At 64.8% G+C, this 19,045-nt stretch carries 18 protein-coding genes; 8 read left to right on the forward strand and 10 right to left on the reverse strand.

Going from position 1 to position 19,045, the window contains the following annotated elements; translation table 11 throughout:
* Nucleotides 1-76: 76 nt before the first annotated feature.
* A complete protein-coding gene (gene metF / locus VF673_RS04745; RefSeq protein WP_440291082.1) occupies nucleotides 77-913 on the reverse strand; it encodes a methylenetetrahydrofolate reductase [NAD(P)H] in 837 nt (278 codons plus the stop codon).
* Between the two features lie 57 nt (nucleotides 914-970).
* On the reverse strand, nucleotides 971-2,377 hold the full coding sequence (gene ahcY / locus VF673_RS04750) for an adenosylhomocysteinase (protein ID WP_440291083.1): 1,407 nt from the start codon (nucleotides 2,375-2,377) through the stop codon (nucleotides 971-973).
* Nucleotides 2,378-2,457: 80 nt separating this feature from the next.
* On the opposite strand from ahcY, the gene VF673_RS04755 reads away from it, so the two are divergent.
* Nucleotides 2,458-2,916, forward strand: coding sequence for a c-type cytochrome (locus VF673_RS04755; protein WP_440291084.1), 459 nt, complete (start codon nucleotides 2,458-2,460; stop codon nucleotides 2,914-2,916).
* 69 nt (nucleotides 2,917-2,985) lie between these two features.
* On the opposite strand, the gene metK is transcribed toward VF673_RS04755, so the two are convergent.
* Together metK and VF673_RS04765 are read right to left on the reverse strand one after the other, a co-directional pair.
* Nucleotides 2,986-4,176 (reverse strand): methionine adenosyltransferase, encoded by a 1,191-nt coding sequence (metK, locus tag VF673_RS04760; RefSeq protein WP_090539202.1) that lies wholly within the window; start codon nucleotides 4,174-4,176, stop codon nucleotides 2,986-2,988.
* Entirely contained in the window at nucleotides 4,169-5,161 is a 993-nt protein-coding gene (locus VF673_RS04765; protein ID WP_440291085.1) for an ArsR/SmtB family transcription factor, read from the reverse strand. The genes metK and VF673_RS04765 overlap by 8 nt, the downstream gene beginning before the upstream one ends.
* A gap of 232 nt (nucleotides 5,162-5,393) precedes the next feature.
* Between VF673_RS04765 and tkt the strand changes: the two genes are divergently transcribed.
* The 6 genes from tkt (at nucleotide 5,394) to VF673_RS04795 (ending at nucleotide 11,736) form a co-directional block, all read left to right on the forward strand.
* Nucleotides 5,394-7,394, forward strand: a complete 2,001-nt coding sequence (gene tkt / locus VF673_RS04770) for a transketolase (RefSeq protein WP_440291086.1) — start codon at nucleotides 5,394-5,396, stop codon at nucleotides 7,392-7,394.
* Between the two features lie 2 nt (nucleotides 7,395-7,396).
* Nucleotides 7,397-8,449, forward strand: coding sequence for an erythrose-4-phosphate dehydrogenase (gene epd, locus VF673_RS04775; RefSeq protein WP_320330485.1), 1,053 nt, complete (start codon nucleotides 7,397-7,399; stop codon nucleotides 8,447-8,449).
* 39 nt (nucleotides 8,450-8,488) lie between these two features.
* The gene (locus tag VF673_RS04780; RefSeq protein ID WP_440291087.1) at nucleotides 8,489-9,649 is read left to right on the forward strand and encodes a phosphoglycerate kinase; all 1,161 of its coding nucleotides are present in this window, start codon (nucleotides 8,489-8,491) and stop codon (nucleotides 9,647-9,649) included.
* A 103-nt stretch (nucleotides 9,650-9,752) separates the two neighbouring features.
* Nucleotides 9,753-10,817: a class II fructose-bisphosphate aldolase gene (gene fba / locus VF673_RS04785; protein WP_440291088.1), complete on the forward strand. Its 1,065-nt coding sequence runs from the start codon at nucleotides 9,753-9,755 to the stop codon at nucleotides 10,815-10,817.
* A 172-nt stretch (nucleotides 10,818-10,989) separates the two neighbouring features.
* Complete coding sequence (locus VF673_RS04790) at nucleotides 10,990-11,265, forward strand: hypothetical protein (RefSeq protein ID WP_440291089.1); 276 nt, start codon at nucleotides 10,990-10,992, stop codon at nucleotides 11,263-11,265.
* 3 nt (nucleotides 11,266-11,268) lie between these two features.
* Nucleotides 11,269-11,736 (forward strand): hypothetical protein, encoded by a 468-nt coding sequence (locus VF673_RS04795; protein ID WP_440291090.1) that lies wholly within the window; start codon nucleotides 11,269-11,271, stop codon nucleotides 11,734-11,736.
* A gap of 205 nt (nucleotides 11,737-11,941) precedes the next feature.
* On the opposite strand, the gene dbpA is transcribed toward VF673_RS04795, so the two are convergent.
* Together dbpA and VF673_RS04805 are read right to left on the reverse strand one after the other, a co-directional pair.
* Nucleotides 11,942-13,321: an ATP-dependent RNA helicase DbpA gene (dbpA, locus tag VF673_RS04800; protein WP_440291091.1), complete on the reverse strand. Its 1,380-nt coding sequence runs from the start codon at nucleotides 13,319-13,321 to the stop codon at nucleotides 11,942-11,944.
* A gap of 86 nt (nucleotides 13,322-13,407) precedes the next feature.
* Nucleotides 13,408-14,313 (reverse strand): acyltransferase, encoded by a 906-nt coding sequence (locus VF673_RS04805; RefSeq protein WP_440291092.1) that lies wholly within the window; start codon nucleotides 14,311-14,313, stop codon nucleotides 13,408-13,410.
* A gap of 151 nt (nucleotides 14,314-14,464) precedes the next feature.
* Here VF673_RS04805 and lnt point away from each other — a divergent pair, with 151 nt between their 5' ends.
* Complete coding sequence (lnt, locus tag VF673_RS04810; protein ID WP_440291093.1) at nucleotides 14,465-16,087, forward strand: apolipoprotein N-acyltransferase; 1,623 nt, start codon at nucleotides 14,465-14,467, stop codon at nucleotides 16,085-16,087.
* On the opposite strand, the gene VF673_RS04815 is transcribed toward lnt, so the two are convergent.
* From VF673_RS04815 to VF673_RS04830, 4 genes are all read right to left on the reverse strand, one after another.
* Nucleotides 16,063-17,283, reverse strand: a complete 1,221-nt coding sequence (locus tag VF673_RS04815; protein WP_440291094.1) for an NAD(P)/FAD-dependent oxidoreductase — start codon at nucleotides 17,281-17,283, stop codon at nucleotides 16,063-16,065. The genes lnt and VF673_RS04815 overlap by 25 nt on opposite strands.
* A gap of 89 nt (nucleotides 17,284-17,372) precedes the next feature.
* Nucleotides 17,373-17,525 carry a hypothetical protein gene (locus VF673_RS04820; RefSeq protein ID WP_177197840.1) on the reverse strand — a complete coding sequence of 51 codons (153 nt, stop codon included), beginning with the start codon at nucleotides 17,523-17,525 and terminating at the stop codon, nucleotides 17,373-17,375.
* Between the two features lie 14 nt (nucleotides 17,526-17,539).
* Nucleotides 17,540-18,496 carry a cation transporter gene (locus VF673_RS04825; protein ID WP_440291095.1) on the reverse strand — a complete coding sequence of 319 codons (957 nt, stop codon included), beginning with the start codon at nucleotides 18,494-18,496 and terminating at the stop codon, nucleotides 17,540-17,542.
* A 73-nt stretch (nucleotides 18,497-18,569) separates the two neighbouring features.
* Complete coding sequence (locus VF673_RS04830) at nucleotides 18,570-19,025, reverse strand: transporter substrate-binding domain-containing protein (protein ID WP_440291096.1); 456 nt, start codon at nucleotides 19,023-19,025, stop codon at nucleotides 18,570-18,572.
* Nucleotides 19,026-19,045 lie beyond the last annotated feature (20 nt).

Below are 19,045 nucleotides of genomic sequence, written 5' to 3' on the forward strand. Positions count from 1 at the left end.
AGTACGTTCGGCACAGCAGCCGCTACGGATAATTGCCACGGCCGTGCCGGGCTGCACCCGGCACGGCGCACCTGACTCAGAGGTTGCGCAGGATCGCCAGGCTCGGCTCCGCCTGGTTCAACGTATAGAAGTGCAGGCTGGGTGCACCACCGGCGATCAGGCGCTGGCACATGTCGCTGATCACTTCGGTGCCGAAGGCGGCAATGCTGGCTGTATCGTCGCCATAGGACTCCAGCTGCTTGCGGATCCAGCGGGGGATCTCGGCGCCGCAGGCATCGGAGAAACGCGACAGGCTGCTGTAGTTGGTGATCGGCATGATGCCCGGCACTATCGGCACGTCCACACCGGCCTTGCGAACCCGGTCGACGAAGTGGAAGTAGCAGTCGGCATTGTAGAAGTACTGGGTGATGGCGCTGTTGGCGCCGGCCTTCACCTTGCGCACGAAGTTTTCCAGATCCACTTCGAAATTGCGGGCCTGGGGGTGGGATTCGGGATAGGCAGCCACCTCGATGGTGAAGTGATCACCGGTCTCCTGGCGGATGAACTCCACCAGCTCGTTGGCGTAACGCAGTTCACCCGAGGCCCGCCCCATGCCCGAGGGCAGGTCGCCACGCAGGGCGACGATACGGTGGATGCCCGCTTCACGGTACTCGTTGAGCAGCTGGCGCAGGTCTTCCTTGCTGTCGCCGACGCAGGACAGGTGTGGCGCGGTGGGCACCTTCACCTGCTGGTCCAGCTGCAGCACGGTGTTCTGGGTACGGTCGCGGGTGGAGCCGCCGGCGCCGTAGGTGACCGAGAAGAACTCGGGCTTCTGTTCGGCCAGCACATGGGCTGCGGCGATCAGTTTTTCATGGCCGGCATCGGTCTTGGTCGGGAAGAACTCGAAGCTGACCGGGATGTTCCTGTTGTTCATATCCTGTCTCTTGGCAAACGCCGGGGGTGGCGCGCTCGCGACACCCCCAGGCGGGTATCAGTAGCGGTAGGTATCCGGCTTGAACGGACCTTCCACCGGCACGCCGATGTAGTCGGCCTGCTGCTGGGTCAGACGGGTGACCACGCCACCGAAGCCCTTGACCATTTCCAGCGCCACTTCCTCGTCCAGCTCCTTGGGCAGCACTTCCACGCGCAGCAGCTGCTGGCGGGCGGTGGCGTCGAGGTCGGCATAGCCCTGGCGGAACAGGTGGATCTGGGCCAGCACCTGGTTGGCGAAGGAGCCGTCCATGATGCGGCTGGGGTGACCGGTGGCATTGCCCAGGTTCACCAGACGGCCCTCGGCCAGCAGGATCAGGTAGTCGTCGTTGGCCGGATCGAAGCCGTCCCTGCCGGTACGGTGGATCTTGTGTACCTGCGGCTTGACCTCTTCCCAGGCCCAGTTCTGACGCATGAAGGCTGTATCGATCTCGTTGTCGAAGTGACCGATGTTGCACACCACCGCGCGCTTCTTCAGCGCCTTGAGCATGTTGGCGTCGCACACGTTGATGTTGCCGGTGGTGGTGACGATCAGGTCGGTGTTGCCCAGCAGCTCGCGGTTGATGCTGGCTTCGGTGCCGTCATTGACGCCGTTGATGTAGGGCGAGGTGACCTCGAAACCGTCCATGCAGGCCTGCATGGCACAGATCGGGTCGGCTTCGGCCACGCGCACTATCATGCCTTCCTGGCGCAGGGACTGGGCCGAGCCCTTGCCCACGTCACCATAACCGATGACCAGCGCCTTCTTGCCGGACAGCAGGTGGTCGGTGGCGCGCTTGATGGCGTCGTTCAGGCTGTGACGGCAGCCGTACTTGTTGTCGTTCTTGCTCTTGGTTACCGAGTCGTTGACGTTGATCGCCGGTACCTTCAGGGTGCCCTTTTTCAGCATCTCCAGCAGGCGGTGTACGCCGGTAGTGGTTTCCTCGGTGATGCCGTGGACCCTGTCCAGTACCTGCGGGTACTTCTCGTGCAGGATCTGGGTCAGGTCACCGCCATCGTCCAGTACCATGTTGGCGTCCCAGGGCTGACCGTCCTTGAGAATGGTCTGCTCGATGCACCATTCGTACTCCTCTTCGGTCTCGCCCTTCCAGGCGAATACCGGAATGCCGGCGGCGGCGATGGCGGCGGCGGCGTGGTCCTGGGTGGAGAAGATGTTGCACGAGGACCAGCGCACTTCGGCGCCCAGCTCGACGAGGGTCTCGATCAGCACCGCGGTCTGAATGGTCATGTGGATGCAGCCGAGGATGCGTGCGCCCTTGAGCGGCTGCTCGGCCTTGTACTTGCGACGCAGCGCCATCAGCGCGGGCATTTCCGATTCGGCGATGACGATTTCGCGGCGGCCGTAATCGGCCAGGGTGATGTCCGCTACCTTGTAGTCGGAAAAATCTGCTTGCATGACTGCGCTCATAATCAGCTCCAATAAGAGTAAGCTTGCGAGGGCCGATTCCGGCCCCACTATCAATTCCACGTACGTCAGGGAGAAATCCGTTGTCTGTTTCCCTTCCCCGAATACTGCTGCCTGCGGCCCTTGGCCTGGCTCTGGTCGGTTGCGGCGGTCCTGCCGATCCCGATTCGCCTGAGGGCAAGCGTCAGGCGGTGTTCAAACAGTTCCTCCAGCACAGCGAGCCCATGGGCGGCATGCTGTCGGGTCGCGTGCCCTTCGATGGCGAGGCCCTTGCCGGTCACGCCGAGGGCCTGGCCGAACTGGTCGAGGCGCCCTGGGACTACTTTCCCGAGCCCGGCGACTCCAGGCAGCGCAATGCGGCCCTCCCGGACATCTGGCAGCAGCCGGATGCCTGGCAGCAGGCCATAGCGGATTACCGCCAGGCCGTGGCCGATCTGCTTGCCGTTACCCGCGAGGGTGTCGACAGTCCCGAGCAGGTGGCTGCCCCTGTGGCAGCGATACAGCAGGGCTGCAAGGGATGCCACGACGGCTTTCGCCGCTGATTCCACTTCCCTGCAGGGCAGGGCCGCACCGCGTATGCCGGGACGGCCTGCTCCGGATTCCCCGGTCTGTTACAGCCCGGCGTCGGCGCGCAGGGCGTCGGCGCGGTCGGTCAGTTCCCAGGGGAAGGCGGTGAAGGTGTCGCCCTTCACTGTCATCTCGTAGGGGTCGCGGCCGAAGTGACCGTAGGCCGCAGTGGCCTGGTACATCGGGTGCAGCAGGTCGAGCATGCGGGTGATTGCATAGGGCCGCAGGTCGAAGTGCTCGCGAACCAGCTGAACGATGCGCTCGTCGCTGACCTTGCCGGTGCCGAAGGTGTTGATCGACACCGAGGTCGGCTGCGCCACGCCGATGGCGTAGGACACCTGGATCTCGCAACGATCGGCCAGGCCGGCAGCGACGATGTTCTTGGCCACGTAACGACCGGCATAGGCGGCGCTGCGGTCGACCTTGGACGGGTCCTTGCCGGAGAAGGCGCCGCCACCGTGACGGGCCATGCCGCCGTAGGTATCGACGATGATCTTGCGTCCGGTCAGACCGCAGTCACCCACAGGGCCACCGATGACGAACTTGCCGGTGGGGTTGATGTGGTACTGGGTGCCGGCATGCAGCAGCTCGGCCGGGATCACGTGCTTGATGATGGTCTCCATCACCGCCTCGCGCAGGTCTTCCTGGGCGATCTCCGGATTGTGCTGAGTGGACAGTACGATGGCATCGATACCGACCACCTGGCCGTTCTCGTAGCGGCAGGTGACCTGGGACTTGGCGTCCGGGCGCAGCCAGTTCAGGGTACCGTTCTTGCGCACCTCGGCCTGACGCTCGACCAGACGGTGGGCGAAGGTGATGGGCGCGGGCATCAGCACGCTGGTCTCGTTGCTGGCATAGCCGAACATCAGGCCCTGGTCGCCGGCCCCCTGATCCTCGGGCTTCTGCCGGTCCACACCCTGGGCGATATCCGGTGACTGCTTGCCGATGATGTTGATCACGCCACAGGTATCGGCGTCGTAGCCGACCTCGGAGGAGGTGTAGCCGACATCCTTGATCACCTTGCGTACCAGATCCTCCAGGTCGACCCAGGCGCTGGTGGTGATTTCCCCGCCGATGATCGCCACGCCGGTCTTGACCATGGTTTCGCAGGCCACACGGGCCAGCTTGTCCTCGGCGAGAATGGCGTCGAGCACGGCGTCGGAGATCTGATCAGCCAGTTTGTCCGGATGGCCTTCGGATACCGATTCGGACGTGAAGATGCTGTATTCACTCATGGTTCTGGTCCTTGGAAAATTGTTGAAGCTGAATCTGAAATCCGTTGCGCAGTCCCAGATAGAGGCTGACGCCACTGTTCAATCCCGCCTGTGAAGCCCAGCGGGCGAGGTCGCTCTGGTCGAAGCCCAGCCACAGGTCACCGCAGGTGTCCTGAACCCAGCTCTGATCATGTCGGCACAGCTCGGTGAGGATCAGGCTGCCGCCGGGCCTGAGCAGGTCGGCGAAGCGCTTGAGCGCCTCCGCTGGCGCCGGCATGTGGTGCAGCACCATATTGCACACCACGGCGTCCGCCGGGGGCAGGGCCTGGGGCTGCAGGGCATCGGCCAGCAGGCATTCGACATTGACCAGACCGGCCTCGCTGCACTGCTGGCGGGCGCGCTCCAGCATGGCCGGGGCGTTGTCCAGGGCCAGCACCCGGGTGAAGCGGCCGGCCAGATCCGGCAGGAAGCCGCCTTCCCCCGGCCCGATCTCGATGGCCAGCGCCCGGTCCGGCAGGGCCAGGCTGTCGATCAGGTCCAGCAGCGGCTCGCGGTACAGGCCGAAGTGGGCAATCAGGTCCTGCTGGGCCGGAGTGCCATCGGTAAAACGGGCGAAGAACTGCCGCGATACCTCGCCGCGCTGACTGTGCACCAGGGCGATGGCGCTCTGCAGCCGGTCTTCCAGCGGCAGGGCGTCAAGTTCGCCGAGCAGCTGCTCGTGCAGCACCGGCCATGGGCTGGCGTCGGCCAGGCTGCGCCGGTAGAAGATCGAGTTGCCTTCACGACGGGTGCTGACCAGACCTGCGCTGGCCAGTACCTTGAGGTGGTGGCTCATGCCTGACTGGCGCATGTCGAAGATCTGCGCCAGTTCCAGCACGCCGAAGGAGTCATTGCGCAGTACCCGCAGGATATCCAGGCGCAGCTGATCCCCTGCCGCCTTGAGAAAGGCAGCCAGTTGCTCGGAACTCGAGCTGGCGACGAGGGCGAGGGAGGCGGTGCTGTTCATGCTGGGGGATTCTAGTCAGCCGCGACCGGTCTCGCAATGGCTATATCAAAATATTTTGATATTCGTCTCGGATTCGGGCCGCTCGTCCACAATTCCCGGCGTTTTCCATGGTCGGTCCGGGTTTTCATTGCCCGTTGCAGCAGTTTGGGCGAAAATGCCGTCCTTTCATTTTCCGGGGGCGTGGACCAGTCCTGGGCCCCTCCCAGTCTTGCCAAAATCACAGGAGTTGTTCATGCCCAGTCGTCGTGACCGAGCCAATGCCATTCGTGCCCTGAGCATGGATGCGGTGCAGAAAGCCAACAGTGGTCATCCGGGTGCGCCAATGGGCATGGCGGATATCGCCGAAGTGCTCTGGAGGGACTTCCTCAAGCATAACCCGGCCAACCCGCAGTGGGCTGACCGCGACCGTTTCGTGCTGTCCAACGGCCACGGCTCCATGCTGATCTATTCCCTGCTGCACCTGACCGGCTATGACCTGACCATCGATGATCTGAAGAACTTCCGTCAGCTGCACAGCCGCACCCCCGGCCACCCGGAATACGGCTACACCGCCGGTGTGGAAACCACCACGGGTCCGCTGGGGCAGGGCATCGCCAACGCCGTGGGCTTTGCCCTGGCGGAGAAGATCATGGCCGCCCAGTTCAACCGCCCCGGGCACAACATCGTCGATCACGACACCTATGTGTTCCTCGGTGACGGCTGCATGATGGAGGGCATTTCCCATGAAGTCTGCTCGCTGGCCGGTACTTTGGGCCTGAGCAAGCTGACTGCCTTCTATGATGACAACGGCATTTCCATCGATGGTGAAGTGCATGGCTGGTTCACCGACGATACCCCCCGGCGCTTCGAGTCCTACGGCTGGCAGGTGATCCGCAACGTCAACGGCCACGATGCCGACGAGATCAGGCTGGCCATCGAGACTGCTCGCAAGAGCGACAGGCCGACCCTGATCTGCTGCAAGACCATCATCGGCTTCGGCTCGCCGAACAAGCAGGGCAAGGAATCCTCCCACGGCGCAGCCCTGGGTGAGGACGAGATCGCTCTGACCCGCGATGCGCTGGGCTGGAAGCATGGTCCCTTCGAGATCCCCGAAGACATCTACGCCGAGTGGGACGCCCGCGAAGCCGGTGCCCGTGCCGAGCAGCAGTGGAACGAGAAGTTCGCTGCCTACCAGGCCGAGTACCCCGAGCTGGCTGCCGAGTTCAAGCGCCGCATGGCCGGTGAGCTGCCGGCGGACTTCGAGGAGAAGGCCAGTGCCTTCATCCGCGAGGTAGCGCAGAAGGGCGAGAACATCGCCAGCCGCAAGGCCAGCCAGAACTGCCTGAATTTCTTCGGTCCGCTGCTGCCCGAGCTGCTTGGCGGCTCCGCTGACCTGGCCGGTTCCAACCTGACCCTGTGGAGTGGCTGCAAGCCGGTGGTGGCCGAAGATGCCTCCGGCAACTACATGTACTACGGCGTGCGCGAGTTCGGCATGGCCGCCATCATGAACGGTGTCGCCCTGCACGGCGGTCTGATCCCCTATGGCGCCACCTTCCTGATGTTCATGGAGTACGCCCGCAATGCGGTGCGCATGTCGGCGCTGATGAAGCAGCGGGTCATCTATGTGTTCACCCACGACTCCATCGGTCTGGGCGAGGACGGCCCGACCCACCAGCCGGTCGAACAGCTGACCAGCCTGCGCACCACCCCCAATCTGGATACCTGGCGTCCGGCGGATACCGTCGAGTCGGCGGTGGCCTGGAAGCAGGCACTGCTGCGCAAGGACGGCCCCAGCGCGCTGATCTTCTCCCGCCAGAACCTGCCGTGCCATGTGCGTGATGATGAAACCGAGGCGGCCATCGCCCGCGGCGGTTACATCCTCAAGGACTGCGCCGGCGAGCCCGAATTGATCCTGATCGCTACCGGCTCCGAGGTTGGTCTGGCGATGCAGGCCTGGGAAAAGCTCAACGAACAGGGTCGCCGCGTGCGCGTGGTCTCCATGCCCTGCACCAGCGTGTTCGACCAGCAGGACGCCGAGTACCGCCAGGCCGTGCTGCCGCTGGAAGTGGGTGCGCGCATCGCCATCGAGGCGGCCCACGCCGACTATTGGTACAAGTACGTTGGTCTGGACGGCCGCATCATCGGCATGCACACCTACGGTGAGTCAGCGCCGGCCGGGGAGCTGTTCGAGGCCTTCGGCTTTACCCTGGACAATATCCTGGCGGTGGCCGACGAGCTGCTCGAAGACGAGTGAACATGTCGCGCGGCAGGCCCTATCGCATCGCCCTGAACGGCTACGGCCGTATCGGCCGCTGCGTGCTGCGCGCCCTGCATGAGCGGGGCGGGCAGGACATGCAGATAGTGGCCCTCAACGATCTGGCCGATCAGGCCAGCGTCGAGTACCTGACCCGCTTCGACTCCACCCACGGACGCTTTCCCGGTGAGGTTCGGGTCGACGGCGACTGCCTGCACATCAATGGCCACTGCGTGAAGGTGCTCTGTGCGTCCACCCCCGAAGCGGTGGACTGGGCGGCGCTGGATATCGACCTGCTGCTGGAATGCTCCGGGCAGTACACCCGCCGTGACGAGGGTGCCCGCTTCGTCGAAGCCGGTGTACCCCGTGTGCTGTTCTCCCAGCCGATGGCCAACGCCGAGGCGGTGGATGCCACCCTGGTCTACGGCGTCAACCACCACAGCCTGAATCCGCACGCGCGGCTGATCTCCAATGCCTCCTGCACCACCAACGCCAGCGTGCCGGTGCTGCATCTGCTCGACCGCGAGCTGGGTCTGGAGCAGGTGTCCATCACCACCATCCACTCGGCTATGAACGACCAGCCGGTGATCGACGCCTACCACCATGCGGACCTGCGCCGTACCCGCTCGGCCTTCCAGTCGGTGATCCCGGTGTCCACCGGGCTGGCCCGGGGCATCGAGCGGCTGCTGCCGGAGCTGGTCGGGCGGGTGCAGGCCAAGGCCATGCGGGTGCCCACGGTCAACGTCTCGGCGCTGGACATCACCCTGCAGACCCGTCGTGACACCAGCGCCGAGGAAGTGAACCGGCTGCTGCAACAGGCGTCAGAGTCTGAGTATTCCGGCCTGCTGGGCTATACCGAGCTGCAGCACGCCAGCTGTGATTTCAACCATGATCCGCACTCCGCGATCATCGACGGCAGTCTGACCCGGGTCGCCGGCCCGCGCCTGGTCAACCTGCTGGTGTGGTTCGATAACGAATGGGGCTTTGCCAACCGCATGCTGGATGTGGCGCAGTACTGGCTGCAGCAGCTTGAGAGTGCGGCGGCCCGCGACTGAACAACAGTTAATTTCCAATCTCTGGACAAGGAGCACTACATGCCGGTACTGACCATGGAGGCACTCGACCTGAACGGGTTGCGGGTTCTGATTCGTGAAGATCTCAACGTCCCGGTCAAGAATGGCCAGGTCGCCAGCGATGCCCGCATCCTGGCCGCACTGCCGACCATCCGCCTGGCGCTGGAAAAGGGTGCAGCGGTCATGGTCTGCTCACACCTGGGCCGCCCGGAAGAGGGCGTGTTCAGCGAGGAGAACAGCCTGGCACCGGTCGCCGCGTACCTGAGCAAGGCGCTGGACCGTGACGTCCCGCTGGTGCGTGACTACCTCGGCGGCGTGCAGGTGCAGCCGGGCGAGCTGGTGCTGCTGGAGAACGTGCGCTTCAACGCCGGCGAGAAGAAGAACGCCGATGAGCTGGCGCAGAAATACGCTGGCCTCTGTGATGTCTTCGTCATGGACGCCTTCGGTACCGCCCACCGTGCCCAGGCCTCCACCCATGGTGTAGCCAAATTCGCCGCCACCGCCTGCGCCGGCCCGCTGCTGGCAGCCGAGCTGGAGGCCCTGGCCCGGGCGCTGGACAAGCCGGCCAAGCCGATGGCCGCCATCGTTGCCGGCTCCAAGGTGTCGACCAAACTGGATGTGCTCAACGCCCTGTCCGAGAAGTGCGACCAGCTGATCGTCGGTGGCGGCATCGCCAATACCTTCCTTGCTGCGGCCGGTCTGCCGGTGGGCAAGTCCCTGTACGAGGCGGATCTGGTGGAAACCGCCCGCGCCATCGCCGAAAAGGTCAGCGTACCCCTGCCGGTGGATGTGGTGGTGGCCAAGGCCTTTGCCGAGGACGCCGAGGCCACGGTCAAGGCGGTCGAGGATGTGGCCGCGGATGACATGATTCTGGATATCGGTCCGAAAACCGCTGAGCAGTTCGCCCAGCTGCTCAAGTCCTCGGGTACCATCCTGTGGAACGGCCCGGTCGGGGTATTCGAGTTCGACCAGTTCGGTGAAGGTACCCGCGCGCTGGCCGAGGCCATTGCCGAGAGCCCGGCGTTCTCCATTGCCGGCGGCGGCGATACGCTGGCAGCCATCGACAAGTACGGCGTTGCCGATCGCATTTCCTACATTTCCACCGGCGGTGGCGCCTTCCTCGAGTTCGTCGAGGGCAAGGTGCTGCCGGCGGTCGAGATACTGCAACAGCGCAGTAACTGAGCAACCGTTATCCTGCCCCGCGCGCGGGGCACTTGCAGCCACGGGCCTGCTGCGGCAGGCTACGCGGCAGTGATTTGAATACAGTTAACCGGAGAATATCACCATGGCTTTGATCAGCATGCGCCAGATGCTGGACCACGCCGCCGAGTTCGGCTACGGCGTCCCGGCCTTCAACGTCAATAACCTGGAACAGATGCGGGCCATCATGGAAGCGGCTGACAAGACCGACTCCCCGGTGATCGTGCAGGCCTCCGCCGGCGCCCGCAAGTACGCCGGTGCGCCCTTCCTGCGCCACCTGATCCTGGCCGCCATCGAGGAGTTTCCGCATATCCCGGTGTGCATGCACCAGGACCACGGCACCAGCCCCGCCGTCTGCCAGCGCTCGATCCAGCTGGGCTTCTCCTCGGTGATGATGGATGGCTCGCTTGGCGAGGACGGCAAGACGCCGACCAGCTACGAGTACAACGTTGACGTAACCCGTCGCACCGTGGAAATGGCCCACGCCTGTGGTGTTTCCGTAGAGGGTGAACTGGGTTGTCTGGGCAGCCTGGAAACCGGCCAGGCCGGCGAGGAAGACGGCATCGGTGCCGAGGGGATCCTGGATCACAGCCAGATGCTGACCGACCCCGAGGAAGCCGCGGACTTCGTCAAGAAAACCAAGGTTGACGCGCTGGCCATCGCCATCGGCACCAGCCACGGCGCCTACAAGTTCACCCGCCCGCCGACCGGCGACATCCTTGCCATCGACCGCATCAAGGCGATCCATGAGCGCATTCCCAACACCCACCTGGTGATGCACGGCTCCTCCTCGGTACCCCAGGAGTGGCTGGCGATCATCAACGAGTACGGCGGCGACATCAAGGAGACCTACGGCGTGCCGGTCGAGGAGATCGTCGAGGGCATCAAGTACGGCGTGCGCAAGGTCAACATTGATACCGACCTGCGTCTGGCGTCCACCGGGGCCATCCGTCGCTACATGGCGCAGCACCCCAGCGAGTTCGACCCGCGCAAGTTCTTCAGCGAAACCGTCAAGGCCATGCGCGATATCTGCATCGCCCGGTACGAAGCCTTCGGCACCGCCGGTAATGCTTCCAAGATCAAGCCGATCAGTCTGGAAGCCATGTACCAGCGTTACGAAAGCGGTGAGCTGGACCCCAAGGTCAACTGATCAGGGCGTTCCCAGCCGGGGTTGGCGAGCGTCTGCTCGCCGAGCCCGCAGCAATGCGCTGCTGTGCGCTCCACCCGCCGGGACGGCCCGGGCTTGCCGGGAACGTCGAGCACCAGCTCGATGAACCTCGGAGCCCCGTGCCACCCGGAACAGAACACCAACGAGACCAAGCATGTCCCAAGCCGATAACGAAGCCGACGAGGCTTTCACCCACGAGAAACTGCTGGAAGCGATCGAGAACCAGCTGGCCGAAGGCTCGCCCGCCGCTGCCCAGGCCACGCTGAACAAGCTGACCCTGGTGGGTTATGAGCGCGCCGACAGTCTCGACCTGATGGCTCAGGTGCTGGCCTTTCATATCAACCGGATGCTCGAGCAGGACGCCCCCTTCGACCTCGAGGGCTATGAGCAGTCCCTGCGCAACCTGCCGGATCTGCCTGACAAGGACTGAACGATGTCACCCATAGCGATACTGCGCATCATCGCCTTCTATCTGCTGGCGGTTGTGGTGGCGACCATTCTGGGCGGCCTGGTGCAGTCCCAGATCGAGATCGCCGCCCTGGCCGAGGCACCCCTTGACCTGAACGAGCGCGTGGCGGCCGGCTGGCCGGCGCTGCTCGGTCTGCTGCCGACCCTGGCGGCCGTACTGGCCGTCGCTCTGCTGGTAACCCTGCCGATTGCCGAGGCGCTGGCGCGGATCTTCCGTCCCTGGCGCTGGTTGCTGTTCGCGCTGGCCGGGGCAGGGGGGATCTGGGCGGCCCACAAGCTGTTGCCGGTACTGCCGCTGACGCTGCCGAGCCTCACCACCCCCGCAGGTGGATGGCAGTGGCTGGCCCTCTGCGCGGCAGTGGCCATCGGCAGCTGGTTGTTCGGCCACCTGACCCGCCCCAAGGCTAAACGGGGCCTGCGCGTACTGGGCTGAGATGGGCGTGCCGGGTTCCATCCCGGCAAGGGTTGCGGCGAGCGCGCCATGTCGAGATGTAACCTCGACACTCCCGGGAGGGACGAGCACCAGCTCGTCCGCGGTGTCGGGTCGGCAGCGCATGCGCTGCGTGTCAGTCCGCTCATCGACCTGGTGCTCGAGATTTCCCAGAGGGAAGCCTGGAAAACCTACGCTGCGCCACGCCTTACAGCAACCGCACCTTGAACCGGCGACCCTTGATCTTCCCCTGCTCCAGCCGCTCCAGCGCGGTCTGGGCCAGATCCCAGCGCACCGCTACCAGCGCCTGGAAATCACTGATACTGATCTTGCCGATGGCATCGCCGGGCAGTCCCGCCTCTCCGGTCAGGGCGCCGAGCAGGTCGCCGGGGCGAACCTTGTCCTTGCGTCCACCGGCCACCGCCAGGGTGCGCATGGGCGGCAGCAGGGGTTTGTCCAGATGTTCCGGCAGCCGGTCCAGTGAAGCCCAGTTCAGCGGCTCACCCAGGGCTTCCTCGATACGCCGGGCTCGTCCCCGTTCGGCCGGGGTAACCAGGCTCAGGGCCAGCCCCGGCTGACCGGCGCGGCCACTGCGACCGATGCGGTGGGTATGCACCGCCGGGTCCGGTGACAGTTCGGCGTTGATCACCGCCGCCACCCCCTCGATATCGATGCCCCGGGCTGCCACGTCGGTGGCCACCAGCACGCTGCAGCTCTGGTTGGCGAACAGGGCCAGTACCTGATCCCGTTCACGCTGTTCCATATCGCCGTGCAGGGCCAGGGCGCTGACCCGGTTGCCATTGAGCAGTTGCTGAAGTTGCTGGCACTGCTGGCGGGTCTGACAGAACATCATGCAGGGCTGCGGCCGTTCGGCCGCCAGCAGGCGCAGCACCGCCGGCAGACGCTGTTCGGCGCTGACCTCATAAAAGCGCTGGCTGATGGGGTTCCTGACCTCGGTTTCCTCGATCACCACCTGCTGCGGGTTGCGCATGAAGCGCCCGGCCAGACCTTCGATCCCAGGTGGATAGGTGGCGGAGAACAGCAGGGTCTGACGCCGGCTCGGGGTGCATTCGATGATCTCGCTGATGACCTCGATGAACCCCATGTCGAGCATGCGGTCGGCCTCATCCAGTACCAGACAGTTGAGTCGATCCAGCTTCAGCGTGCCGCGCTGCAGGTGGTCGCGTACCCGCCCCGGGGTGCCGACGATGATGTGCGCGCCCTGCTCCAGGGAGGCGGCCTGTGGACCGAAGGGGGTGCCGCCGGCCAGGGTCAGGATCTTGATGTTGCCGGTGCCCCTGGCCAGTGCCCGCAGGGCGTCAGCGGTCTGCCCGGCCAGCTCCCGGGTGGGGCTGAGCACCAGGGCTTGACAGCCGAGGAAGGCGGGATTCAGCGGCGCCAGCAGGCCGATGCCGAAGGCGGCGGTCTTGCCGCTGCCGGTGCGTGCCCGGGCAATGAGATCCTCACCGCCGAGGATGACCGGCAGTGCCGCGCGCTGGATCGGGGTCATCTGCTGATAGCCCAGCTGCTGGATGCTGTCGAGCAGAGGGGCGGGCAGCGGCAGAGTGGAAAAGTCGGAGTGGCTCACGTCATTGACCTGCAGGGAAGGGGCGGGGAGTGTAGCAGATGCGGCCGCCCGACGGGCGGGCGCCGGTCGCCCCGGCGCGGCAGCCTTCAGGCTCCGCCCCTGTTGGCCAGCTCTGCGCGCAGTTCGGCGATACGCTGATCCTTGGCATCCCAGATGCTGTTGACCCAGTTCTGGAAGTACTCGCGGAACTGCGGATCCTCGCTGTAATCGCCATGGAAGAGGTCGGCCGGCAGCGTCTGCGAGCGGATGTCCACCAGCACATAGGGTACCCGACCGCTGATCAGGGCCCAGAAGCCCGGCGGCGTCTGCTCCGGATAGATGATGGTCACATCCAGCAGCGAACGCATTTGCTCGCCCAGCGCGGCGGTGACAAAGGCAATGCCACCGGACTTGGGCCGCAGCAGGTGGCGGTAAGGGGATTGCTGGGCGGCATGCTTGGCCGGGGTGAAGCGGGTGCCTTCCAGGAAGTTGACCACGGTCACCGGCAGGTGGCGGAACTTCTCGCAGGCGCGGCGGGTGATTTCCAGATCCTTGCCCCGGTCCTCGGGATGGCGTTCCAGGTGCGCCTTGCTGTAGCGCTTCATGAAGGGGTAATCCAGCGCCCAGAAGGCCAGCCCGAGAAAGGGCGCCCAGATCAGCTCCTTCTTCAGGAAGAACTTGAAATAGGGCGTCTTGCGGTTGAAGGACTGCACCAGTGCCGGTATGTCCACCCAGGACTGATGGTTGCTGATGACCAGGTAGGAATGGTCGCTGTACAGGGGAGTATCGCAGCGGATGTCCCAGACCGTCGGCAGCATCAGGCGGAAGATGGCCTTGTTGGTCTCGGCCCAGGTTTCGGCAATCCACATGACCCAGCGTGAACTCCAGCGGCGGAAACCCTGGTGGGGAATCACTACCTTGAGCACCGCAAGCACCATCATCGGGCCGATCCCGATCAGGGTATTGAGCAGGACCAGCAGGCTGGTCAGGGTTCCGGTCAACCAGTGGGGCATGGTGTGTTATTCCTCGACGGTCAGAAACGAGGCCAAGCATAGCGGCTTTGGGCGTTACTGTGGCAGGGGTCACGATTCACTCGGACAGGGTATTGCCTGCGACCGCCTGACGGGCAAGGATGGGGCTGAACTCGTACCGGATTGCCGACCCATGCTGCCTACCAGTTCCCGTCTGCCAGCGCAGCCGGCCCTGATCGACCGACTGCAGGCTGGGTACCGATCGCTGCTGCTGCGTCTGCTGCTGGCCGCACTCAGCGGTCTGATGCTCTGTGTGCCCTGGCTGAACAATCAGCTGTTCTGGAGCGGATGGCTGGGCTGGGTGCCGCTGCTCTATGCCGTGCGGGGGGCCGGCCCGGGCATGGGACTGCTGCTGGGCTGGGTTGCCGGCACCCTGTGTTTTGCCGGGGGCAGCTACTGGCTGGCCCAGTTCATGATCAACCTCAAGCAGGTCAACCCCGGCCTGAGCCTGGTGCTGGCGGCGCTGTTCTGGAGCTACCTGGGGTTGACCCTGGGCCTGACCTGCATGCTCTATCGCTGGCTGGTGCGCCGGCTGGGTGGCTGGGAGCTGCTGGCCTTCCCGCTGTCGCTGGTGGTGGTGATGGCGTTCTATCCGATGCTGTTCAAGACCCACTTTGCCGATGGTCAGGTGCAGTTTCTGCCGGCGCTGCAGGCGGTGGAATGGACCGGCGCCGCCGGCCTGGACGCGGTAATGGCGCTGTTCGCGGTGCTGCTGTACCGGATGCTGACCCGGGATGGGCCACGGTCGGCGATGGCCAACCGCATCGCCTGGATCGCCCTGCTGCTGTGGCTCGGCTACGGCGTCATCAGTCTGCAGGACTGGGATCGGCGGATGCATGACTGGGAAACGCTGCGCATCGGTCTGGTCCAGCCCAATGACCCCATCACCCTGGATATTCCCCCTCCGGCGCCTGGCTTCACCCGGGAGTTTCCCCAGGAGATGGAAGCGACCCGGCGGCTGATCGAGGCGGGCGCCCAGTGGGTGGCCTGGCCGGAGGCCCGTTACAAGGGCTATTTCGACACCTACAGCGTACGCCAGGCCTATGCCCGGGAGGTGTCTCGCCGGGGGGTACCGCTGATCTTCCATGATGTCGAGCGCCAGTGGCAGGGCAGCGAGCGAATCAGCTACAACACGGTGGCGCTGCTGGATGCCGAGGGTGAGCTGGCGGCCCGATACCGCAAGATGCTGCGCATGCCCTTCGGCGAGTATCTGCCGCCGCCCTGGTCATGGTCCTGGCTGCGCCCGATCAATGACCGGGTGTTCGGCGAGTTCCTGCGGCCCCTGGGTGCCGGGGAGGCCCATGTGGAATTTCCGGCGGCAGGCATGCGGGTCATGCCCATGGTCTGCTACGAGGCGGCCTTTGCCGACTTCGTAGCCGCTGCGGTAGGTGCCGACGGTGCCGGCAAGATGCTGCTGTTCCTGTCCCAGGACAACTGGTTCGGTGAGAGCACTCAGCCCCGGCACCACGCCAACATGTCGATCCTGCGCGCGGTGGAGAACCGTCTGCCGATGGCCCATCTGATCAACAATGGCCCCTCGGTGGTGGCTGCACCCCATGGACGGATTCTCGGTGAGGGGCAGGCCTTCAATGCGGACGAGCTGCTGGTGCGGGTGCCCTTCGATGCGGCCTCGGGTGGCAGCTTTTTCAGTCGCCATCCGCGGCTTTTCATCCATGGGGCGACCTGCCTGCTGGGACTGCTGATTCTGGGGGCGCTCTGGCGCAGCCGGTCTCAGACTGCCAGTCCGGCACTGTAGCCGGATGACCAGGCCCACTGGAAATTGAACCCGCCCAGGTGACCGGTGACGTCCAGCACCTCGCCGATGAAGTAGAGCCCGGGGCAGTCACGGGCTTCCATGGTGCGCGAACTGATGGCGGTGGTATCCACGCCCCCCAGGGTCACCTCGGCGGTACGGTAGCCTTCGGTGGCCGAAGGCTTGATGACCCAGCCATTGAGCTGGCCGGCGATGCGCAGCAACTGGCGGTCGCTGAACTCGGCCAGGGGTTTGTCCGCCGCCTCCGGCCACCAGAGCTGTTGCAGCTCGGTGACCAGGGCTCGTCCCAGCTTCTCGGCAAGTACCGTCCTGAGCAGCTGGCGGGCCTGCTGCTGCTTGGCTTCCCGCAGCCACTGGGCAGCGTCGATCCCGGGCAGCAGATCCAGGGTCAGGCTGTCGCCGGGGTGCCAGTAGCTGGAGATCTGCAGAATGGCCGGACCACTGATTCCCCGGTGGGTGAACAGCATGTTCTCGGTGAAGCTCTGGCCGTTGCAGCTGGCTTCGACTTCCAGCGCCAGCCCGGACAGGCGTTCGCAGAGACCCTTCATGCTGTCACTGAACATGAAGGGCACCAATCCGGCGCGTCGCGGCGTCACCGACAGACCGAACTGCTCGGCAATCTGGTAGCCGATACCGCTGCCGCCGAGGGTGGGAATGGACAGGGCGCCGCTGGCCACCACCAGCGAGTGGCACTCGATGCGCAGCGGTTGCTGGCCCTGGCGCAGCTCAAGACGGTAGCGAAGGTGCTGCGAATCCAGTGCGCTGACCTGCAGCAGTTCGCAATGGGTACGGATCTCCACGCCGGCAGCGGCACATTCGTCCAGCAGCATGTTGAGCACATCCCGTGCCGAATGCCGGCAGAACAGCTGGGAATGCCGGCGCTCTTCGTATTCGACGGCGTGGCGTTCGATCAGGCTGATGAAGTCCCACTGGGTGTAGCGCTTGAGCGCTGCCTTGCAGAAGTGCGGGTTGGCCGAGATGAAATTGTCCGCTTCGACCTGGTAGTTGGTGAAGTTGCAGCGCCCGCCACCGGACATGAGAATCTTCTTGCCCGGCTTGTTGGCCTTTTCCAGTACCAGTACCCGCCGGCCGCGCTGACCGGCGGTGGCGGCGCACATCAGGCCGGAGGCGCCGGCGCCGATGATGACAACATCGAAACTCAGAGTGGGGGCGTGCACGGGCAGGTCCGTATCGTTACATGGAAACGGGCGCCGCCTTGGTTGCGGCACCGGCGCGCAATGGTAGCACGCCGGTGGCGGTCAGATGCCTACTTGAGCAGTGCCTTGCGTCGCCAGGCCGGCAGGGGCTGATGGCGGTTGATCCGGCACAGCGGATCATCCTGAGCGGCAAAGGGGCGGCACCACCAGAAGGTGGAGTTGCCGCTCGGGTTGTGATGGGGACCGGGGTTGGGTTTCCACATGATCGGGCTCCTGTTCAACGGTTGATTTTCTCGACCGGCATGAGGATCAGGTCATACAGACGCCAGTCCAGCTCGGTGGCCACGGCAATCAGCTCCTGTGCCCGCCGGGCCAGTTGCTGCTGTTGCGGGTCGAATACCACGAAGATCTCGCCACCGACCAGGTGGCCCTCCTCACGCAGACGCGCCTCTACATCCAGAACGTCAGGCTCGCGCATGAGCCGGCGGGAGATCAGGGTTTCCAGACCCAGCGGGGTATTGCTCATGATCTCGGTCGGTCTCTGGTCCATCAGCTGGAACATCGCCTTGCGCACGTGGGTGCTGCCGTCCTTCAGCACATCCAGGGCGATGATCGAGGCCGCCGCCGCGTCGGCCCACCAGAATCCCAGCCCGATGCCGATGATGCCCAGGATGGCGGCGGCGGAGGTCATCCAGTCGGCCTTGTTCATGGTGGCGTCGGCATACAGGGTGCTTTCGTGCAGCTCGCGGGACAGCGGCAGCTTCATGCGCCCGAGAATGATCGGCGGAATCATGGAGTACACCAGGGCCAGGATCATCACCCAGCCACCCCAGATCGGATAGGCCTCGCCGAACAGCTGGAAGTGGCCGATGCTGGGCCTTTCCTGGCGCAGCAGCGAGCTTGCCGAATCGATCAGCATGAACAGGCCGAACAGGACTATGGCCATGGCGGCAGCAAGGAAGGCCAGCAGGATGGCGCGACTGTAGCCGTAAGGGTGCTGCTCGTCCGGAGGCCGCTTGCGCATGCGCATGGCCAGCAGGAAGACCACCGGCGGCACCAGGGCCAGCAGATCCTCGAGCAGGGCCATCTTCATCGTCTGGGAAGAACCCATGCTCAGGTACATCACCAGCACTATGCTGAGCACGAAGCCCAGCGAGATCCACTCGAGGCGGATCGCCTTGTGCAGCAGGGCTTCCCGGTCTGCGGGCAGCCGATAACCCTGACGTACCCTCATGGCTGGCCGGCGGCTCGCAGCGTGGGCAGGTAGTGTTCCGGGTCCTGGCGGGTGAACAGGAAACGCTCCAGCGTCAGGAGCAGGGCATTCTCGCCGGGCGCCGTGAGGATGACATGTTCACCCAGTGTGCCCTGCTGGTTGCGTTCGTTGAAATAGATAAAGGTCTGGCCGACCTCGGCGCGCCAGGGGTGGTGGCGGAGAAACCACCGATCAGCAGGTCCAGTTCATGTCGACGCAGGGACTCCACCAACTGCTCGACCCCGCGATGATGCCATTGGATATCCAGATCCTGACGCTCGGCGAACTCGCGCACCAGTTCACTTTCCAGGCCGACCGGCGCCGCCGGGTCCGGCACTTCGACCCAGGGTGGGTTGGCCACCACACCGACACGCAGGGCGCCCCGTTCCCGGGCCGCGGTCAGGGAACGTTCGGGATCGGCGGGCCATTGGCAGCCGGTGAGCATCATGGTCAGGGCCAGGGCCGTGGTGAGCGGCCTGAAGAAGCCGTCAGTCAGGGAATGCAGCATCATCGTCAGCACCTCGAATGGGT

This window comes from Halopseudomonas sp. Lyrl_26 (genome assembly GCF_051948695.1).
Taxonomy (GTDB): domain Bacteria; phylum Pseudomonadota; class Gammaproteobacteria; order Pseudomonadales; family Pseudomonadaceae; genus Halopseudomonas; species Halopseudomonas formosensis.